The sequence below is a fragment of the Serratia sp. CY47280 genome (assembly GCF_052168655.1).
In the GTDB taxonomy this organism is placed as follows: Bacteria; Pseudomonadota; Gammaproteobacteria; order Enterobacterales; family Enterobacteriaceae; genus Serratia; species Serratia bockelmannii.
The window spans coordinates 961,667-980,125 of sequence record NZ_JBJNMG010000001.1 but is presented as its reverse complement, the minus strand read 5'-3'; the positions used below and the strand labels follow the sequence as shown (position 1 = coordinate 980,125).

The 18,459-nt window shown below is 55.3% G+C and carries 16 protein-coding genes; 6 read left to right on the top strand and 10 right to left on the bottom strand.

All coding sequences use genetic code 11. The features are described 5' to 3' along the window. Window positions 1-33: 33 nt before the first annotated feature. Complete coding sequence (locus tag ACJ8J4_RS04650; RefSeq protein ID WP_442515991.1) at window positions 34-3,294, top strand: hypothetical protein; 3,261 nt, start codon at window positions 34-36, stop codon at window positions 3,292-3,294. Between the two features lie 24 nt (window positions 3,295-3,318). Here the strand turns inward: ACJ8J4_RS04650 and ACJ8J4_RS04645 are convergent, their stop codons facing one another. The 4 genes from ACJ8J4_RS04645 to nhaB all read right to left on the bottom strand — a co-directional run bounded on the left by ACJ8J4_RS04645 (window position 3,319) and on the right by nhaB (window position 7,525). After that, window positions 3,319-3,558, bottom strand: coding sequence for a hypothetical protein (locus ACJ8J4_RS04645; protein WP_141997413.1), 240 nt, complete (start codon window positions 3,556-3,558; stop codon window positions 3,319-3,321). Between the two features lie 349 nt (window positions 3,559-3,907). Then, window positions 3,908-4,669, bottom strand: coding sequence for an aspartyl/asparaginyl beta-hydroxylase domain-containing protein (locus ACJ8J4_RS04640; RefSeq protein ID WP_197835990.1), 762 nt, complete (start codon window positions 4,667-4,669; stop codon window positions 3,908-3,910). 640 nt (window positions 4,670-5,309) lie between these two features. Further along, window positions 5,310-5,840, bottom strand: coding sequence for a disulfide bond formation protein DsbB (dsbB, locus tag ACJ8J4_RS04635; RefSeq protein ID WP_004932277.1), 531 nt, complete (start codon window positions 5,838-5,840; stop codon window positions 5,310-5,312). 119 nt (window positions 5,841-5,959) lie between these two features. Further along, window positions 5,960-7,525: a sodium/proton antiporter NhaB gene (nhaB, locus tag ACJ8J4_RS04630; RefSeq protein ID WP_025303108.1), complete on the bottom strand. Its 1,566-nt coding sequence runs from the start codon at window positions 7,523-7,525 to the stop codon at window positions 5,960-5,962. Between the two features lie 242 nt (window positions 7,526-7,767). On the opposite strand from nhaB, the gene fadR reads away from it, so the two are divergent. After that, on the top strand, window positions 7,768-8,487 hold the full coding sequence (gene fadR / locus ACJ8J4_RS04625; RefSeq protein ID WP_025303107.1) for a fatty acid metabolism transcriptional regulator FadR: 720 nt from the start codon (window positions 7,768-7,770) through the stop codon (window positions 8,485-8,487). A 60-nt stretch (window positions 8,488-8,547) separates the two neighbouring features. On the opposite strand, the gene ACJ8J4_RS04620 is transcribed toward fadR, so the two are convergent. Next, window positions 8,548-10,083, bottom strand: coding sequence for a SpoVR family protein (locus ACJ8J4_RS04620; protein ID WP_025303106.1), 1,536 nt, complete (start codon window positions 10,081-10,083; stop codon window positions 8,548-8,550). Between the two features lie 296 nt (window positions 10,084-10,379). On the opposite strand from ACJ8J4_RS04620, the gene zinT reads away from it, so the two are divergent. Further along, window positions 10,380-11,030, top strand: a complete 651-nt coding sequence (zinT, locus tag ACJ8J4_RS04615; protein WP_025303105.1) for a metal-binding protein ZinT — start codon at window positions 10,380-10,382, stop codon at window positions 11,028-11,030. Window positions 11,031-11,076: 46 nt separating this feature from the next. On the opposite strand, the gene ACJ8J4_RS04610 is transcribed toward zinT, so the two are convergent. Next, on the bottom strand, window positions 11,077-11,394 hold the full coding sequence (locus ACJ8J4_RS04610; RefSeq protein ID WP_025303104.1) for an antibiotic biosynthesis monooxygenase family protein: 318 nt from the start codon (window positions 11,392-11,394) through the stop codon (window positions 11,077-11,079). 539 nt (window positions 11,395-11,933) lie between these two features. Between ACJ8J4_RS04610 and ACJ8J4_RS04605 the strand changes: the two genes are divergently transcribed. Together ACJ8J4_RS04605 and dadX are read left to right on the top strand one after the other, a co-directional pair. Next, window positions 11,934-13,238 (top strand): D-amino acid dehydrogenase, encoded by a 1,305-nt coding sequence (locus tag ACJ8J4_RS04605; RefSeq protein ID WP_049295776.1) that lies wholly within the window; start codon window positions 11,934-11,936, stop codon window positions 13,236-13,238. Between the two features lie 76 nt (window positions 13,239-13,314). Next, entirely contained in the window at window positions 13,315-14,388 is a 1,074-nt protein-coding gene (gene dadX / locus ACJ8J4_RS04600) for a catabolic alanine racemase DadX (protein ID WP_043143003.1), read from the top strand. Window positions 14,389-14,396: 8 nt separating this feature from the next. Here the strand turns inward: dadX and ACJ8J4_RS04595 are convergent, their stop codons facing one another. The 3 genes from ACJ8J4_RS04595 to ACJ8J4_RS04585 form a co-directional block, all read right to left on the bottom strand. After that, window positions 14,397-15,590 (bottom strand): multidrug effflux MFS transporter, encoded by a 1,194-nt coding sequence (locus tag ACJ8J4_RS04595; RefSeq protein WP_025303101.1) that lies wholly within the window; start codon window positions 15,588-15,590, stop codon window positions 14,397-14,399. Window positions 15,591-15,673: 83 nt separating this feature from the next. Continuing rightward, window positions 15,674-16,228: a 3'-5' exonuclease gene (locus ACJ8J4_RS04590; RefSeq protein WP_141998253.1), complete on the bottom strand. Its 555-nt coding sequence runs from the start codon at window positions 16,226-16,228 to the stop codon at window positions 15,674-15,676. A 307-nt stretch (window positions 16,229-16,535) separates the two neighbouring features. Further along, entirely contained in the window at window positions 16,536-17,018 is a 483-nt protein-coding gene (locus ACJ8J4_RS04585; protein ID WP_025303100.1) for a hypothetical protein, read from the bottom strand. Window positions 17,019-17,243: 225 nt separating this feature from the next. On the opposite strand from ACJ8J4_RS04585, the gene ACJ8J4_RS04580 reads away from it, so the two are divergent. Then, complete coding sequence (locus tag ACJ8J4_RS04580; RefSeq protein ID WP_025303099.1) at window positions 17,244-17,537, top strand: hypothetical protein; 294 nt, start codon at window positions 17,244-17,246, stop codon at window positions 17,535-17,537. A gap of 265 nt (window positions 17,538-17,802) precedes the next feature. On the opposite strand, the gene ACJ8J4_RS04575 is transcribed toward ACJ8J4_RS04580, so the two are convergent. After that, complete coding sequence (locus ACJ8J4_RS04575; protein ID WP_025303098.1) at window positions 17,803-17,979, bottom strand: GhoT/OrtT family toxin; 177 nt, start codon at window positions 17,977-17,979, stop codon at window positions 17,803-17,805. Between the last annotated feature and the right edge of the window lie 480 nt (window positions 17,980-18,459).

Sequence of the window (18,459 nt, the reverse complement as noted above, 5' to 3'; positions counted from 1 at the left end):
CGAAGATTTTACCAGTATCTCGGAGAATCATCTATGTCATCTGAAGGATTGCCAGTTGATGGCGTCGTCGGCACAGACATTGTGCTGGGAGCCCGTAGCACACAACAAGCAACAGACGAAGCAAAGAGCAGCCTATCTGCGGATAGCGCCGCTCAGTCAGCTGATGCCGCGTTTAAGTTTAGTCGCCAGGCTAAAGAGGCTGTCTCAGGCGCTGATGCCGCCGCTGAGCGAGCCGAGGAAGCCGCAGAAAACGCCCAGAACATCGCAGACGCCAACACCTACTACACATCACCGTCAGACCCTGATGGGACGATTGCTGGGATTGCCGGGACAGCGGAGGGTAAGGGATTCCGCGTGGCGATACCAGATTCTACAGGCAATATATATCTATTCAAATATTACAAGAAAGAAAGTGGCACCGCGGTGTTTATCAATAGCGAGGCTAGTTATAGGGAAATAGAACGACTGAATGATGAGGTTAAAATTGGTCACCATATTGAATGGTCAAACGTCAACCTAACTACTTTCCAGGAAGTAAATTTTAACCGGGTTATTTTCACCTCCGCAAGTAGTGCGTATCAGGAAGCTAAAGGGGCAATAACTTCGGTTCCTTCAGGGACTACGGTCGAAGTTTGGTTCAGACTAACTCTAAAATCTGGTGTAGCTCCTACCTTGCGTTTGCGTGGTGCGAGTGGTTGGGCGAGCCAGTCTGTTCGCATGACGCCAAGTCATGGATTATTGACGGCGACATTAACCGCTACGGCTGACGCATCAGAAATCCGTCTCTACAGCGACACAGGGAACACAACGGATTGTGATTTGTACATGTTTATCATGTACGGAAATGAAAGTCCTATCACGTCCACAGTTACTACGCTGATCAATGAGGCTCAGAACTCACGTGAATATGCAGAGAGGGGAGTTAGGTCTACAGGCTATTCATCGTTTGAGAGTTCGTCTCCGAATACATTTAAAGTAACAGGTGATGGGACTGCTTATGCGGAAGTGCGCTTGTCGATGCTGCCAATAAGATCTGGCGGAACATTTAAGTTTAAGCACAAGATAGCTTCAACAGCAGGGTGGACATATGCTCGTTTATTTGACTCAAGCACCGGAGAGTGGGCGTCCGCTGAAACAGTCATTAAAACAAACGATCTGTGGCGAACTGTTGAGATTGCCACGACTGCAGATCGAATGATTGATACCGTTGTTATTTATACCAGGACACAAACAAAGCCTATTTCAGCATCAGGTTTCTTTAATTTGCTGTCTGTTGACGGTGTCTATTTCTCGGCTTCACAAGCCTATCATGACATGCCACCTGATGACATTGGCATTGGCATGATACCACAGCTTAATAACGGCCCTGCATCTTCTAATGTTGCATTTGATGAATTCAGCGTTGAGGGTGGCAACCTCTATACAATTCGGACTAATACTGCGAAATATGCAGAGGCGCGCGGTGATATCTCTGTATCCTCAGGTAAATCAGTAACGTTTTATTATCAGTTACTGAACACAGCTGGAGGCACTCCGTTTATTCGTCTGAGAAACACGGCAGGAAACGGGTGGGCAAGCGCTGAATACCCGCTTGTTTTCAGTCCTGGTTTAAACTCCGTCACGATTGCTGCAACAGCGGATGCAGGTCAGGCTTACATCTACTGCAAAAACTCCCAGGTTTCGTATAACCGGCTCTGGGGTGTGATGACGGGATCGCCATACACACCAGAGACGCTTTTAACTGAACGCCTGGCGTCTGCAATTTTGCAGTCATCGGCATATGTTGAATCGGCGCGACCTGTTGGCAGTGGTTTCTCATCATTTACACCAACGTCGAACAATTCCTGGCGTTTTGCGTCACCTGGTACGGCTTATTCAGAAGCAATAGTGACTATCCCGCAGCAGCCGGCAGGTGCAAAATTACGCGTGATGTATGCTGTTAAATCTAACGGTGCCAACACCTATATCCGTCTGCGTCATGCCGGAGGCTGGGCAAGCCCAGAAACTCCGATTATCACTGACGGAGCTAGGCGATTCGTTGATTTACAATCCGATGTGGGGGCTAGCGCTTATGAAATACGCGTGTATTCCAGAACGCAGGCGGCTTACTGGGGAACGGGATTTGTCGCGCTTTCAGCGGTGAATGATATTTACCTGACATCATCCACCGCAGCGAACGAGCTTACGTCAGACAGTTCGGGTTCTGGAGCGCAACAGAGCACAGATGTTATGTTTCCCTCATCTGTTTACCTGGTCGCAGGTCGCCCAGTAACGCTGTACGGTGAGAACTTCATCAGCGGAGTGAGGGAGTGGCTGAGTGGTGCGAATATGGCGATCAGCAGCACGCCAGCAGCTGGTAAACCATCGGTATTGCGCAGCGCGTTGCCTGATGTGACGTTCAGGCCGGAAGAGATCGGCGGAACAACGATTGAAGTTAACGCGCGCGCTGACGATACAGCTAACGTTTTCCGCAAATCGGCAGCTGTTCGAGTTGCGACTCCGGTGGCAGATGAAACCATTAAAGTCTGCGCGCTAATGGATAGCCATGGTTCTATTTGCGTGCCGTGGCTCTACCGCGCAGTGAACAGCACCGGCTCAGTTTACCAGGGCGTGGGGATGTACTCGATTGAGGGTATTCCGTTCGAGGGGCGTGCCGGCTGGGCTACGTTCTCATATATGGGGCGCAGAGCCGAGGAACAGTTCACAAACCCATTCCTGAAAATTGCTGATGCAAACGACAAGTCCAGTTGGCCGCAATGGTGCTATGACACGGCATACAGCGGCCAGTCATACGCCGACAATCCAAACCTCCCGTCATACCACATTTTCGATGTGGCAGCCTGGGCGGCGGCGCGTGGACTGACTGCTGCAGACAAGCTGGTTGTCGTTCTACAGTTGGGCGTCAACGACCGTTGGCGTGGCTACGCTGCTACTGACGTTGCCGCGGCGCAGGATTTCATGATCACGAAGTTCAAAGCCGTGTTGCCGCAATGTCGCTTCGTAGTATCGAGCCACTCAATCGGTTGGACGAGTGAGCGCGACTGGAGTACGTACACGCCGTACATCATGCAGAAAATCATCAAATTTGATGGCCGTGAGTCGCAGAACATCCTGCAATCGCCAGCCTGGGCGTTCATGTCTGCGAAATATGGCTGGCGTGAAACAGCGGTGGGTACACTGCCGGGTGGAGTCGTGCAAGTCGCGCTCAACGACGACATTCACCCGACCGATCTCGGCGCCGCGCAATGGGCTGATGCGTTAGTCGGTGGTGTTATCGCTGCGTGGCATCTGTAAAAATAATGCCGGGGTGGACCCCGGTTATTTGTACAGCGTGGCAAAGTCGAATGCGAGCGCCGCATCAACGGCTTTGCCCTCTGTTTCAAATGGCGCTTCTGAGACGAGCGGCCAGCGCCCTTTATGCCACACATAAAGCCAGTGCTGGCCCTCTTCGTCTTCACGAATCGCGAACATAGGAGGGCTGTTGACAGTTGGCTCGGGGTATCTGTCGTTTTCGTTGAGAGTGAAGATCTGCCGGCCGGCTAGGGTGATGCTGCCCATTGCTCTGCTCCTCTGGTGGGTGTGCAGTAATGGTAGCCTATGGAAGGGGAGTGTTGGATTTATGGGGCATGTATGGGGCAAAAAATTACCGCAAAACGATACAACTACCTGCTAAGTAGTGGCTCGACTTGCGGTAATGCTTTGTCAATAACCGTGATTCCTTGCTACTTCCAATCAATTTCCGCTTTTACGGCTGCCTATCCTCAACAAGCCGGACTGGGCCAGATAAAGGCGGGCGCCTGCAGAGCAATACGCGTTTTCATGCAAGAGGGCGGCGTGTTCAGACATGCCGCCCTCTGCGTTATTGAGCTAACCACCGGGTGTGGGGCTCATGGCATAAGCCGCCATTTCACGCTTTTTTGTCGCGGCGATGCCAGTTAGCCAGATTTTTCAGCGGCTGCTTCACATACGGGCTGGCCTTGATCAGGCTGAACAGCAGTTTATTCACCGCCGTACCTACTTTGTCCATTGGCCGGTCGATATCGAGAAACAGCACAGCGCGCAGTTCGTCGGTATCATTGCGAACCTCGTGTTCGTAGGAATCATCAAACAAAATCACCTTGCCTTCATCCCAGTGCAGAATTTGGTCGTCAACGCGGATCCAGAGCTTTTCCCGATCCTTTGGCACGATTAATCCCAAATGCGCGCGCACCACGGCACGAGTCGGGCCTTTGTGGGGGACGATGTGATAGTGCGGCTTAAGGATCGAAAACATGGCGGTGCGCATGCCGGGGATCTCGCTGACCGCCTGTGCGGTCTGCGGGCAAATGGCGCAGTTCTCATCAACCCGCTGCCCGTAGACAAACAGCCCGAAGGTTTTCCAATTATCCCCTTTGGAGATGCGTTGCTGATCCGGTGATATTTGGTGGAACGCGGGGATATCCTCCGGGTGCTCCAGCAACCGATCCAACTCCTCGCGAATGGCAGGCCAACGGGCTTCCAGCGCCGTCACCCAATTAAATTCATAATTACCGATCCGCGGCGTGGTGGAGATCAGCGAATGGCGAGTCTGAAATTCGCCGTTCCAGCGCAGGAATTTTTTCCCGGCTTTGAGCAGCATGCGCCGCAGGAACGGGCGCTGAGACGAAGGGGGCAATGTGGTATCCGGCATAGTATCGTGTCCTTGATGTCATTGGCCTACTGCATTCAGCATAAGGAAAGAATCACGAACGATTTTAATCATTAGTGCGCGAACGGTGGCCGATGAGTGATACCGCGCAGAGTTAAATTTGAATGATTTATTTAAAGGCAGCGGGGACTGACGGTTGGGGGCAGAAGGAAAAAAGCCCCTACAAATATGAGGGGCAAGACACACAACAACACCAGGGAAATCGGTAGTACTCACGTTGCCGATACTATAAGGATTTTATGGGTAAACTTCACCAAAATATTGTGCTCTGAATGTGACAAAGGCGCAGTCGTTCATAAGTAACGGTAATTTATTGATGCTCGAAGGTTGAAAGGAAGGGCCGGTTTTAGCCGCCGGTATTGCAGAAGTTTAATGTTATGTAAATTACGTGCTGAACTGAGCCGGGATGCTTCTTTTTAAACGATAAGTTGGGTAATTTGGCCGCTCTCCCGCAAGTTCGAGAGCATAACAATGAAAATGGTCCGTCTGTTTGCCGTAGCTGGAGCGCTAATCGTGCTCGTTTACTTCCTTACACATACCTGAAATGGGGTTATCTCTGAATTTGACAGTAATACCCTAAAAAAACGGCGCCAGGTGGCGCCGTTTTTTGTTTGTCTGCCGTTCAGCGGCCGAACAGATCGCGGCGGCGTGGGCGGACAAACTGTGCGATCAGTACAATCAGCGCCACCAGCAGATAGGCGCCGAAGATACCAACCAGCCATTGTGGCATTTCCAGCGTCAGGAACTGCCATTGACGCACGGAACAGTCACCGGAAGCGTGGAACACCGCCGGCAACCATTTGTCCAGCGGCAGCCAGGACGGGAAGCTGACGAAGAAATCGCAGGTATTGAATGGCGAAGGATGCAACTGGATCATGGTGTGCTTCCACGCCAGCTGTACGCCTTCCCAGGCGCTGTAGATCCACAGCAAGATCGCCGCGTAGCGCAGCGGGGTTTTCGGCGCGATAGCGCCTACCAACGAGGCGCCGAGGATGCCGAATAGCGCGCAACGCTCGTAAATGCACATCACGCACGGCTGCAGCAGCATAACGTGCTGGAAATAGAGCGCGACCAGTTCCAACACCAACGCTGTCAGGGCCATCAGCAGCCAGGCGCCGCGTCCTTGTGAACAGCGGTTAAAGAATTGCAACATATCTAGATTCTTCCATGCAGTAAGCAATTGAACCGGCAGTGTAAACCAATTCCCCCTCGCTGCCAGCCACTTGGGCCGGTTTCAGCGTAAAAATATCGGTTCACCCTGCCGGCGCCGTCTCAGTGGCTGACGGTGTCGATGGGCGGCAGCGTCAGCCAATGCCACTGCGTCAACAGCTCGGTCGCCGGCTCCAAAGTGAATTGGACGCACAGCAGGCCAACTACCGTCAACACCACCGTATAAGGCAGGGCCATCCAGACCATGCGGCCATACGACAGACGCACCAGCGGCGCCAATGCCGACGTCAGCAGGAACAGAAACGCCGCCTGCCCATTAGGGGTGGCGACCGAGGGCAGGTTGGTGCCGGTATTGATGGCGACCGCCAGCAGCTCGAACTGCTTCAGCCCGATCGCGCCGGTTTCCAGCGCGGTGCGCGCCTCGTTGATGTAAACGGTGCCGACGAACACGTTGTCGGAAACCGACGACAGCAGGCCGTTGAACAGGTAGAACAGCGAAAGCTGAGAGGAGGGCTCGGCGCGCAGCACAAACTGGATCACCGGGCTGAACAGGTGCTGTTCGATGATCACTGCGACCACGGTGAAGAACACCGTCAGCAGAGCGGTGAATGGCAGCGCTTCCTGGAACGCTTTGCCGATGGCGTGCTCGTCATTCACGCCGCACAGGGAGGTGGCGAGAACGATGACCGACAGGCCGATCAGCCCAACTTCTGCCAGATGGAAGGCCAACGCCAGCACCAGCCAAACGCCGATCAGCGCCTGCATCACCAATTTAAGCCGTTCTTGTTTGCTACGGCCTGCGCTGGCCTTGCGGTCATACTCTTTCAGCACGTCGCGCACCGCTCCCGGCAATTGCGCGCCGTAGCCAAACAGGCGAAAACGTTCTACCAGCCAACACACCAGCAGGCCGCACACCAACACCGGCAGCGTGACCGGCGCCATACGCAGGAAGAAATCGATAAAACCCCAGCCCGCGTTTTTGGCGATAATCAGGTTTTGCGGCTCGCCCACCATGGTCATGACCCCGCCGAGCGCGGTGCCGACGCCGGCGTGCATCAGCAGGCTGCGCAGAAAGGCGCGGAATTGCTCCAGCGTCTGTTTGCGCTCTTCGCCGGTAAAATCACTGTCATCGCCAATGTCGCCGTCAGGGCGGTTTGACGTCACGTTGTGATAGATGGAATAGAAACCGGTGGCCACGCTGATCACTACCGCCACGACCGTCAGCGCGTCGAGGAAGGCAGAAAGGAAGGCGGCGGCCAGGCAAAACGCCAGCGACAGCAGCGTTTTCGAACGGATGTTGAGCAGCAGCTTGGTGAACACGAACAGCAGCAGCTGCTTCATAAAGTAGATGCCTGCCACCATAAAGATCAGCAGCAGCAACACTTCCAGATTATGTTCGATTTCCTGCGAAACCTGCGCCGGGCTGGTCATGCCGATGGCCACGGCCTCTAGCGCCAGCAGGCCGCCCGGCAGCAACGGGTAGCATTTCAGCGCCATCGCCAGGGTAAAGATGAACTCGACCACCAGCAGCCAACCCGCAATAAACGGGCTGGCGAAAAAGAACACCAGGGGGTTGATCGCCAGAAAAATGAGAATGGTCAGTTTGTACCAGTCGGGAGATTGCCCCAGAAAATTTTTGAGCAGGGCGCTGCGCAGGGTTGTTTCCATTGTCCTCTATGCATCCTTAATCAGTCGTAGCACGTACCCTAACAATGCGGTGGGGGCGTGTGCAACCGGAGCTTGTTTTACGGCGGCAAATTTCCTTCGGCCGGTGTTTTTGCGCGTTTTTTGCCACTTTATGCACACTTTCGTTTATTGTTTTTCGCTCACGCTATGTCATGTCAGCACGATCTGGTATGATGAGCTGATTACTTTTACTGATTTTATCGTCGCAACGGAACGTCAAACACATGGTCATAAAGGCGCAGAGTCCTGCCGGTTTCGCGGAAGAGTACATTATTGAGAGTATTTGGAATAATCGCTTCCCCCCTGGCTCTATTTTGCCCGCGGAGCGTGAGCTTTCGGAGTTGATTGGCGTCACGCGCACTACGTTACGTGAAGTGTTGCAACGTCTGGCCCGCGATGGTTGGTTGACCATTCAGCATGGCAAACCGACCAAAGTGAACAATTTCTGGGAAACGTCCGGCCTCAATATCCTTGAGACCGTAGCCCGTCTCGATCACAAAAGCGTCCCGCAGCTGATCGATAACCTGCTGTCCGTGCGCACCAATATCGCGTCGATCTTTATTCGCGCCGCGGTGCGCAATCATCCGGAACAGGCCCAGGAAGTGCTGGCGAAAGCCGCCGAGGTAGAAGATCAGGCAGACGCGTTCAATCTGCTCGATTACGAGATCTTCCGTGGTTTGGCGTTCGCTTCTGGCAACCCGATCTACGGCTTGATTTTCAACGGCCTGAAAGGGCTGTACACCCGCGTGGGCCGTTACTACTTCTCCAACCCGGAAGCGCGTAAGCTGGCGCTGACCTTCTACAGCAAGCTGTCCACGCTGTGCCATGAGAAGCTGTACGACCAGGTGATGGACACCGTGCGCAACTACGGTAAAGACAGCGGGGCGATTTGGCAGAGCATGCAGGGCACCATGCCGAGCGATCTGACCGAAGCGCGTCGCTGATTGCGTATTAATGAAATTAAGAAAGGGCGCCATTTTGGCGCCCTTTGTCGTTATGGCGGATTACAGCGGCGTTGGTCGCGGCGGGCACCGATCGAGCAGCTCCACGCTGCCGTCTTCGTTTTGCTGTTCTAGGATCACGTCGAAGCCCCACAGGCGGTGCAGGTGCTTCAACACGTCGCGACGGCTTTTATCCAACGGCGCACGCTCCTGTGGGATATAACGCAATGTTAGCGAGCGGTCGCCGCGCAGGTCCACGTTCCAGATCTGAATGTTCGGCTCGTGATTGCTCAGGTTGTATTGTGCAGACAGCTCCTGACGGATCGCCCGGTAGCCGGCCTCGTTGTGGATCGCGGCAATTTCCAGATAGTTGTTGCGATCGTCGTCCAGCACGGTGAACAAGCGGAAGTCGCGCATCACTTTGGGCGACAGGAACTGGCTGATAAAGCTCTCGTCCTTGAAGTCGCGCATGGCGAAGTGCAGTGTCTCCAACCAGTCTTTTCCGGCGATGTCCGGGAACCAGTAGCGGTCTTCCTCGGTCGGTGATTGGCAGATGCGCTTGATGTCCTGGAACATGGCGAAGCCCAGTGCATAAGGGTTGATGCCGTTATAGTACGGGCTGTTGTAAGGCGGCTGATACACCACGTTGGTGTGGCTGTGTAAAAACTCCAGCATAAACCGCTCGGTCACACGGCCCTCGTCGTACAAATGGTTGAGGATGGTGTAGTGCCAGAAGGTGGCCCAGCCCTCGTTCATCACCTGAGTCTGTTTTTGCGGGTAGAAATACTGGCTGACTTTGCGCACGATGCGTAACACCTCACGCTGCCAAGGTTCCAGTAGCGGTGCGTTCTTCTCGATAAAATAGAGGATATTTTCCTGCGGTTCGCTTGGATAGCGACGAGCCTGCTCCGGCGACTCTTCGCGCTCGACGCGTGGCAGGGTCTTCCACAGCGTGTTCACCTGGCTTTGCAGATATTCTTCGCGGCTTTTCTGGCGCGCTTTCTCTTCCACCAAGGAGATTTTCTGCGGGCGTTTGTACCTGTCGACGCCGTAGCTCATCAGTGCGTGGCAGGAGTCCAGCAACCGTTCCACTTCTTCTACGCCGTAGCGTTCTTCGCACTGGCTGATGTAGTGACGGGCGAACAACAGATAATCGACGATGGAACTGGCGTCGGTCCAGCTGCGGAACAGATAGTTATTCTTGAAGAACGAGTTGTGGCCATAGCAGGCGTGTGCCATCACCAGCGCCTGCATGGTGATGGTGTTCTCCTCCATCAGGTAGGCGATGCAGGGATTGGAGTTGATGACGATTTCATACGCCAGCCCTTGCTGGCCCTGTTTGTAGCGCTGTTCGGTTTCGATGAACTTCTTGCCGAAGGACCAATGGGTATAGTTGATCGGCATGCCGACGCTCGAATAGGCGTCCATCATCTGCTCGGAGGTGATCACCTCGATCTGATGGGGGTAGGTGTCGAGCCGGTAATGCTTGGCGACGCGGTCGATCTGCTCCAAATACACCTGCAGCAGTTCGAACGTCCAGTCCGGTCCATCGCTCAGACGTTTATCATCCTTAACCTTTTCATGTGTTGAAGTAGTCATCAGCGCACCCTCATTATTCACGGGTCTTGCTCAAACGGCAGACCCTGTAACAAGCATAGTTCAAGTCATAATTAATCATTGCAAATCAGTGAAATAAAAATGCCGGTACGCAAAGGCGCGAACGGCGCTCAATTCGACGCCCGTCCTGGCAGAAGGCGGCACAGCACCGCGCGTCTTCTCCGAGTATAGCCCTGCGGCAAGGGCGTGCAACACATGCCTGTTGTACGACAGGGATTGAAAATTGTTATGTTATATTGTAACTTTTCATTTTCTCAATAACGGACAAGGAGCGCATTTTGGCGAGGCATTTTGGCAAAGTGGCGGTGGCGCTGGCAGCGCTGTTTATCAGCGGGCAGGCGTTTGCCCACGGGCATCATTCACATGGCAAGCCGCTGACGGAAGTGGAAAAAAAGGCCGAGGCGGGCGTGTTCGACGATAAGGACGTCAAAGATCGCGACCTGGCGGATTGGGAGGGTGTGTGGCAATCCGTGTACCCTTACCTGCTCAATGGGGATCTCGATCCGGTGTTCAAGAAGAAAGCGGCGCAGGATAAGAGCAAGACCTTCGCAGAAGTGAAGGCGTATTACCGTAAAGGGTACGCTACCGATGTGGATACTATCGGCATTGAAAACGGCGTCATGGAGTTTCACCGCGGCGACCAAGCCAGCGCTTGTCAGTATAAGTACGCCGGGCATAAGATCCTGACCTATGTCTCTGGTAAAAAGGGCGTGCGTTATCTGTTCGAATGCCAGGAAGCCGGCAGCCTGGCGCCGAAATTCGTGCAGTTCAGCGATCACATTATCGGCCCGCGCAAATCGGCGCATTTCCATATCTTTATGGGCAACACCTCGCAGGAAGCGTTGCTGAAAGAAATGGATAACTGGCCGACTTACTACCCATTCCAACTGCAGACCAAAGAAGTCGTGGACGAGATGCTGCATCATTGATGCCCCCCGCTCCCGCGACCCCAAGCCCGCTTAGGTGGGCTTGTCCTCAGTCAAACGGTCTGACTTGCAGATAATCGTCCGTCACTTCCATTTCAAACAGCGTTTTATCCGCCAGCAAGGTCGCACGCATTCGTTCCCGGGCTTGCCGGTAGCGTTCATCCAACTGAATATCACCGGCGCTTTCCCATGCGACTCGGCTTGGCCATTGCGCATAGCCGATAAACTGCCCGCTCACATCCTGATGCAGGCGCGAGCCCAGGCTGCCGCGCTGCAGATAGATACCTTGGGTCAATTCAAGCCAGGCCTGGCGAAAGGCGTGTTCGTGCCCGGTTTTGACTGAAAATTGGTAGATGGCGATGAACATAAGGCGTTCTCCACGATAGCGACAGTGTGAACTTTAGGCGTTGCTTCTGGCGTTAACGTTCATATCGTGCTGCAGCGTTCAATGTAAACGGGCGGGCTAAGGGCTCGGGTGTTTTATTCCAGCACTGAAAGCAAGGTTAACGGTAGCTGTAATTTTACGCGATTTTTCTGCTGCGGAGGGAGGGGGCTCTCTTTGTTTGTTGTGTTGGAATTTTTTATTTTATTGGTTTTTTGTTCTGCTTATGTACTGGCTGGTATTTTTATATTCTGTTAAATCAATGTTGCTTATTACGCCTTTTTTGATTGCTATCATTGATAGCATTGCTATCTATTCAGCGGCGGTTTGACGCCATAGGCCCCTCTAAACCGCATCTTATCGCTATTTTCAGGTGGCTATTGCAAATGCATGACCCATCGACGATAAATTAATTGTGAATATTGTCACGTTTGATGACGAAGTTGTTGGACGGATTTTTTCACTGAGTTAATTTCCTGTGAGCAGAAGATTATGCTTTGTGAAGCCTTAGGCTGGAGTCAGCGATGCGAGTGGTAATTTTAGGTAGTGGAGTGGTGGGCGTAGCCAGTGCCTGGTATTTGGCGAAGGCGGGGCATGAGGTGACGGTGATCGATCGTCAGCCAGGCCCCGCACTGGAAACCAGCGCTGCGAACGCTGGGCAGATCTCACCGGGCTATGCCGCACCCTGGGCGGCGCCGGGTGTGCCGCTTAAGGCCATCAAGTGGATGTTCCAGCGCCATGCGCCGCTGGCCATCCGTCTCGATGGCAGCAGCTTCCAGCTGAACTGGATGTGGCAGATGCTGAAAAACTGCAACACCGAACACTACATGACCAACAAAGGCCGCATGGTACGTCTGGCGGAATACAGCCGCGATTGTATCAAGGCGCTGCGTCAGGAAACCGGTATCCAGTACGAAGGTCGCCAGGGCGGCACGCTGCAGCTGTTCCGCACTCAACAACAGTTCGAAAACGCCGCGAAAGACATTGCGGTATTGGAAGATGCCGGCGTGCCTTACCGATTGCTGGAAGCCGGCCAACTCGGTAGCGTCGAGCCGGCGTTGGCGCAGGTGGCGCACAAGCTGACCGGCGGCCTGCAGTTGCCGAACGACGAGACCGGCGATTGCCAGCTGTTTACGCAACAGTTGGCGAAGATGGCAGAGCAGGCGGGCGTAACCTTCCTGTTCAACCGCGGCGTCGATCGTCTGCTGGTTGAAGGCGACAAGATCGCCGGCGTCCAGTGCGGCGAGGAAGTGTTTAAGGCCGACAGCTATGTGGTGGCGTTCGGCTCGTACTCCACGGCGCTGCTGCGCGGCCTGGTGTCCATTCCGGTTTACCCGCTGAAGGGCTATTCGTTGACCATTCCTATCACCGACGAAGCGGCGGCGCCGTTCTCTACGGTATTGGATGAGACGTATAAAATCGCCATCACGCGTTTTGACCAGCGCATTCGCGTCGGCGGCATGGCGGAGATCGTCGGTTTCAATACCCAGCTGGAGCAAAAACGGCGCGAAACGCTGGAGATGGTGGTGCGCGATCTCTACCCGAACGGCGGCAGAGTGGAAGAGGCGACGTTCTGGACCGGCCTGCGGCCGATGACGCCGGACGGCACGCCAATTGTCGGCCGCACTTCGCTGAAGAACCTGTATCTCAATACCGGGCATGGCACGTTGGGCTGGACGATGGCCTGCGGCTCCGGGCAGTTGTTGTCCGATCTGATGTCCGGCATTACGCCGGCGATCCCTTCCGATGACCTGGCGGTGGCGCGTTACAGCGCCGGGTTTCGCCAGCAACACGCGGTTCCGCTGAACGACGTGCATCCCGCACGTTAATCGTCGACGTTGTCATAGACTTTTCCGGCCACGCGCAGGCGCGCGTGGCCGCTGTACGCTGCCCCAAGGAGAACCGATGCCCCGTCCGATAACCGCCACGATGCATCTCGGCGCGATTGAAAATAACCTGCAGGTGGTGCGCCGTTTCGCTCCCGGCGCCAAAGTTTGGGCGGTGGTCAAGGCCAACGCCTATGGCCACGGCATCAAACACGTTTGGCGCAGCATGGCGCAAACCGACGGCTTCGCCATGCTGGATCTGGCCGAAGCGGTGCTGCTGCGCGAGTCGGGTTGGCAAGGGCCGATTCTTCTGCTGGAGGGATTCTTCCAGCCGCAGGATCTGGCGTTGCTCGACCGTTATCGCCTGACGACGGCGGTGCACAGCGACTGGCAGCTGTCGGCGATCGCCGACGCCACGCTGAACGCGCCGCTCAATGTCTATCTGAAAGTGAACAGCGGCATGAATCGGTTGGGGTTCGCACCCGATCGGCTGCATGAGGTGTGGCGCAGGGCGCAGGCGGTTGCCAATATCGGCGAGCTTACGCTGATGAGCCATTTCGCCACCGCCGACGGCCCGGAAGGCGTGGCCCAGCAGATGGCCACTATCGAGGCAGCGGCAGTCGATATACCGTTGCCGCGCTGCCTGGCCAACTCGGCCGCCACGCTGTGGCACCCTTCGACCCACGGCAGTTGGGTCCGCCCTGGGATTGTTCTCTATGGCGCTTCGCCGAGCGGTTGCTGGAATGATGTTGCGGGGACGGGGCTGCAGCCGGCGATGACGCTGAGCAGCGAGATCATCGGCATTCAGCAACTGAAGTCTGGCGATCGCGTGGGGTACGGCGGCCGTTACAGCGCCGCCGGCACGCAGCGTATCGGCGTGGTGGCCTGCGGTTACGCCGACGGCTATCCGCGTCATGCGCCGACCGGTACGCCGGTGTGGGTTGACGGCGTGCTGACGCGCACCCTGGGAACGGTGTCGATGGATATGCTGGCGGTGGATCTGACGCCCTGTCCACAAGTCGAATTGGGCGCCGACGTGGAGCTGTGGGGGAAACGCCTGCCGGTGGACGAGGTGGCCACGGCGGCAGGAACGTTGGGTTATGAGCTGCTGTCGGCGTTAGCGGCGCGGGTGCCGGTCGTCACCGAAGCCTGAGCCGCGGCTCAGGCGACTTTTTTTATCTGCCCTTTAATCTGCTTGCTGAGCCGCCGCGCGTGCAGCGCCAGCAGGCAGCCCGCCAGCATGACCAATGCCAGCGACAACTTCGGCTGCAACGGCAACGCCATCGCCACCAGCCCCAGTGCGGCACCGCCGGCCATCTGTACGAAACCGACCAGCGCGGACGCGACGCCTGCCTCATTGGAGTACGGCTCCAACGCGTAGCTGGTGGCCGGACCCATCACGAACGCCAACCCGGCGCAGGCGCTGGCGACCGGCAGCATATACGCCAGCCAGTGCGCTTGCGCCGCCGCGGGCAGCAGCATGACGCCCAGCAGCAACCCCAGACAGCCCAGCCCCATCAAAATGCCGCCGGTCGCCAGGCAAACCGGACGGCCTACCTTGTGGATGATGCGGTTGGCGAAGAAGCTGACCAGCATGATCCAGAAACCGTTGGCGCCGAACACCAGCGAAAATTGCAGCGGGGTCAGGCCGGCGGTGCCCATCAGCACGTTCGGTGCCAGGGAAACGTAGGTCAGCGCCATGCCCATCGCCCCGGAGTTCACTACCGCAAAGGAAAGGAAACGCCGTTCGCTGAGGATGCGCGCATATTGGCGTACCGGCAGCCCCTTGACCGGGACGGTGTCGGCAGGGCGGGTTTCCGGCAGGCGCAGCGCGATGAGCACCAACACCAGCAGCGCATAACCGACCAGGAACCAGAAAGGGGCTCGCCAGCCGAAGGCTTCGGCGAGCAGGCCGCCGAGCAGCGGCGCCAGCGCGGGGATGATGTTCAGCGTGCCATTGAGAAAGCCGAAGGCGCGGGCAGCGTCGTCACCATTCAGGCGGTCGCGCACGCCGCTGAAGGCGACGACGGCGGTGCAGCAAACCGCCACCCCTTGCAGCAGACGCGAAGCGATGAAAAGTGTCGGACTGGTAGCCAGCGCCGCCATCGCGGCGCCGATCATGTAGAGGATAATGCCGGCCAGCGCCACCGGCTTGCGGCCATAGTTATCCACCAGCGGGCCGGCGATGACCTGGCCGAGGCCGAGCACCAGAATAAACAGTGAAATGGTGGATTGGATCAGCGCTTCGCTGCTGCCCAGGCCGACGGCAATGGCGGGAATGGTCGGCAGGTAAAGATCGATGCCTAATGGGCCGAGCAGCACCAGGCTGAGAAGCATAAACAGAAACTTTTGCATAACAGGAAAGGCACGTCCGAGTGACAAAGAGGGCTAGAGTAGAGACTCCGGCGACAAATGAAAAGGGGCAAAGCGGGTCAGCGCTACGCCCCCTGGCGGTAATAGAGCGCCAAGACGGCATCGGCCACGTAACGGGCCTGGTGGCGAGCATCATCCAACGCACGGTGCGGCATGCCTTCGAATGGGCGTGTCTTTTTGGGGTTAAAGCCGTGAAGTTCTGCCAACGTGATCACCGTGCGCACGTCCTGAGTATCCCAGAATTTCCACGGGCAGGGCATTTCCAGCTGCTGGAAGGCGTGTTCGAGGATCGCACAGTCGAACTCTTTGCCGTTGCCCCAGACTTTCACCGTATCGGTGCTGTTCATATGGATAAAGCGGCTGAGGCTGCTCAACACGCGTTTCAGGCTCTCGGTGCCGCCGAAGGCCTGTTTGCGCGCTTCGTCGGACTGTTTCGCCCACCAGGCAACCGTATCCAGGCTGATGGTACGGCCCGGTTGCTCTTTCTGGCAACTGACGGCGGCTTCGAATTCGGCGCCCAGTTCCCCGGTTCGGGGATCGAAAAACACCGCCGCAACCACCAGAATGACGGCGCTGGGTTTTGTGTCCAGGGTTTCAATGTCTAACATCAGATGGTGCATCGGCGTTTCCGGTGGTAGGCGTGGTGGCTTAATATTACTACAGAACGTGCGCCGATGCGGGCCGATGCGCACATGAAATCCTTTTAAAGCGCCGCGTTCAGGTTATGATGCTCGGGATACTCTTATCAGGTTGGTCGTTATCGGTGAGAACGCTTATCTTTATTCTGTGCATGGTCGGCTACTTGCTGTTGCTGGGCTACCTTAGCATGTTCGTCACGGACAAGATCTGTGAGAAGGCGGGCAACTTCACTAAAATATGCCGCGTCGTAGACATTTCCGAACCTCATATCCCTAAGTAGCAGTCTGTTTACCCCAGATAGTCGGTGGTAATCAACGGGGTCAGGATGGCCGCCAGCGCCATGAGCGCTCCCCATTGCCGCCAGCCCAGCCGCGCCAGCCAGTCATGTCGCTGCGGCGGCGTGGCCAACTGCCCGACGGCCACGCCGCCGGTCAGCAGCAGCGTCAGAATCAGCAGCACCAGGCCGCGGCTCACCAGCGTGAACTCGACATGCAGCACATTGGCGTAATAGAGGCGCATCAGAATAAAATAGCTCAGCAAGATCCAGGCGAAAACGACGTTCTTCCTGAGTACCTGCTGCAGCATCAACGCGATGAACAGGCTGTGAAAAAGCGACAGTAGCGGGGCCTCGATCGGATGCCGAACGCAGACGTTGTAGACCGCCATGTAAATGTTGAAAACCAGCAGGATATAGATCACGTAAATATACCAGCCGTAGATGACTTTGAGCTTTTTCGGGTTCGGCGGCAGGGAGAGTGCGTCCGGTTTCATTAATGCCTCCTGATGATGCCATGCAAACGCTGCGGTTGAAGACGACGCGGCGACATCGTAATTTTAAATCCACTGGGTATATATCACCCGTGCGCTAAATGACAATTAAACGCATGAACGGCTTTATTTCCGCGTTGACCTGGAACTCTTTGGCGCTTGCGGGGTCGATTAGCGTGCGAATGTCTGGCGGTTTTCCCACCACAATGGAAGACGTAATACATTGATATGAGAGATTATAAAAACACTTCTGGCACAAAAATCCTGCTGCTGTTCAGCCTGATATTTTACACACTGTTGCCACCGTTGTTGACGACGGCCGTGTTCAACCGTTTCAATCTTAATCCGTTCGCGATCGTCAAATTTTTTCACTTTAACCCGTTTTTGGCCGATCGGGGCATACCCAGCTATCAGACTTTCTTCTATTTGCTGATGCTATGGTTGGGGTTCAATGTTTTGCTCTGGCTTCTGGTGTGGGGGGGAGGGCGACTGTATCAGCGCTGGCGAGCGCCGCGCGGCTGATAGTTTTCCAAAGGGAAAAAGTTGCGTTGGGAAATGACTTTACATTCAATAATGAGACGTATTATCATTTGTTTCGCCGGTGAGGGGAAAAGGGTTGTCTCCTTCTGTGCCCCCCGATCCGGCACGACATTGCTCACATTGCTTCCAGTTTTCATGCCAGCCTTGCGCTGGCGTTTTTTTATCCCTCGCCCAAAACCACGACGTCGGTGGTCAGCCTCATTTCATTAACACGATTGCTTAAAAGCCACCGCGCGGCATGGGGGCGTTAGAACAGCGAAAACAGCAACACGACCGGCAGGCTCAACGGCCAGGTTAACCCGATGGTCACTGCGCTGATACAGCGAATTTTGACGGTGTCCCGGCTAACCAGGTAGGTGAAAACCATAGAAACTAAAAGACCAATAAAATAACAGTATTGCGTTGCAACCCACAGCGGCGACATGAAACCCGATCCCAATTGTATTTTTACGCGCGAATTCTAGGAGCTTGGCGGGGGATAATCAATGACCAAAGGCCGTTTATTCAAACCTTTATTCATAAGGACGCATAATTCATTTCTATAAAGAACGTGGGGTTATTAACGGCTTTACGTTTATTACCAAAAGAAATCAACAGCATAGTTACCGGTAACACTCTGCGTCAGGCAAGCCATCGTTTTGGAGGAACTCCGCTGAGCAGTAAAAGGGCCTGTGAGGGGGAGAAACGCGATGAGTCTATAATTCATAAAAATTAATGATGTATTTGCGGCAAAAAGGCTGAGGTGAAGTGCCGTTGTCCGTTCGCGAGCCCTTTAAGCGTCGGTTTTAGCGCATCGTAACGATGCGCCGCTGACGAGTAGGGAAGAGGGATTGTTGTCGTTGTAGGTTTAATGAATGTTAAGACCGTAGACGAACAGCCACGAAAACAGCAGCGCCAGCAGGCA

What these genes read in the sequence shown, in the direction of transcription:
- ACJ8J4_RS04595 (WP_025303101.1), bottom strand. Translation starts at nt 15,590, where the DNA reads ATGCAAAAGTTTCTGTTTATGCTTCTCAGCCTGGTGCTGCTCGGCCCA.
- ACJ8J4_RS04575 (WP_025303098.1), bottom strand. Translation starts at nt 17,979, where the DNA reads ATGTCGCCGCTGTGGGTTGCAACGCAATACTGTTATTTTATTGGTCTT.
- ACJ8J4_RS04620 (WP_025303106.1), bottom strand. Translation starts at nt 10,083, where the DNA reads ATGACTACTTCAACACATGAAAAGGTTAAGGATGATAAACGTCTGAGC.
- ACJ8J4_RS04580 (WP_025303099.1), top strand. Translation starts at nt 17,244, where the DNA reads ATGAGAGATTATAAAAACACTTCTGGCACAAAAATCCTGCTGCTGTTC.
- ACJ8J4_RS04650 (WP_442515991.1), top strand. Translation starts at nt 34, where the DNA reads ATGTCATCTGAAGGATTGCCAGTTGATGGCGTCGTCGGCACAGACATT.
- ACJ8J4_RS04605 (WP_049295776.1), top strand. Translation starts at nt 11,934, where the DNA reads ATGCGAGTGGTAATTTTAGGTAGTGGAGTGGTGGGCGTAGCCAGTGCC.
- dadX (WP_043143003.1), top strand. Translation starts at nt 13,315, where the DNA reads ATGCCCCGTCCGATAACCGCCACGATGCATCTCGGCGCGATTGAAAAT.
- ACJ8J4_RS04590 (WP_141998253.1), bottom strand. Translation starts at nt 16,228, where the DNA reads ATGCACCATCTGATGTTAGACATTGAAACCCTGGACACAAAACCCAGC.
- nhaB (WP_025303108.1), bottom strand. Translation starts at nt 7,525, where the DNA reads ATGGAAACAACCCTGCGCAGCGCCCTGCTCAAAAATTTTCTGGGGCAA.
- ACJ8J4_RS04640 (WP_197835990.1), bottom strand. Translation starts at nt 4,669, where the DNA reads ATGCCGGATACCACATTGCCCCCTTCGTCTCAGCGCCCGTTCCTGCGG.
- fadR (WP_025303107.1), top strand. Translation starts at nt 7,768, where the DNA reads ATGGTCATAAAGGCGCAGAGTCCTGCCGGTTTCGCGGAAGAGTACATT.
- ACJ8J4_RS04645 (WP_141997413.1), bottom strand. Translation starts at nt 3,558, where the DNA reads ATGGGCAGCATCACCCTAGCCGGCCGGCAGATCTTCACTCTCAACGAA.
- ACJ8J4_RS04610 (WP_025303104.1), bottom strand. Translation starts at nt 11,394, where the DNA reads ATGTTCATCGCCATCTACCAATTTTCAGTCAAAACCGGGCACGAACAC.
- ACJ8J4_RS04585 (WP_025303100.1), bottom strand. Translation starts at nt 17,018, where the DNA reads ATGAAACCGGACGCACTCTCCCTGCCGCCGAACCCGAAAAAGCTCAAA.
- dsbB (WP_004932277.1), bottom strand. Translation starts at nt 5,840, where the DNA reads ATGTTGCAATTCTTTAACCGCTGTTCACAAGGACGCGGCGCCTGGCTG.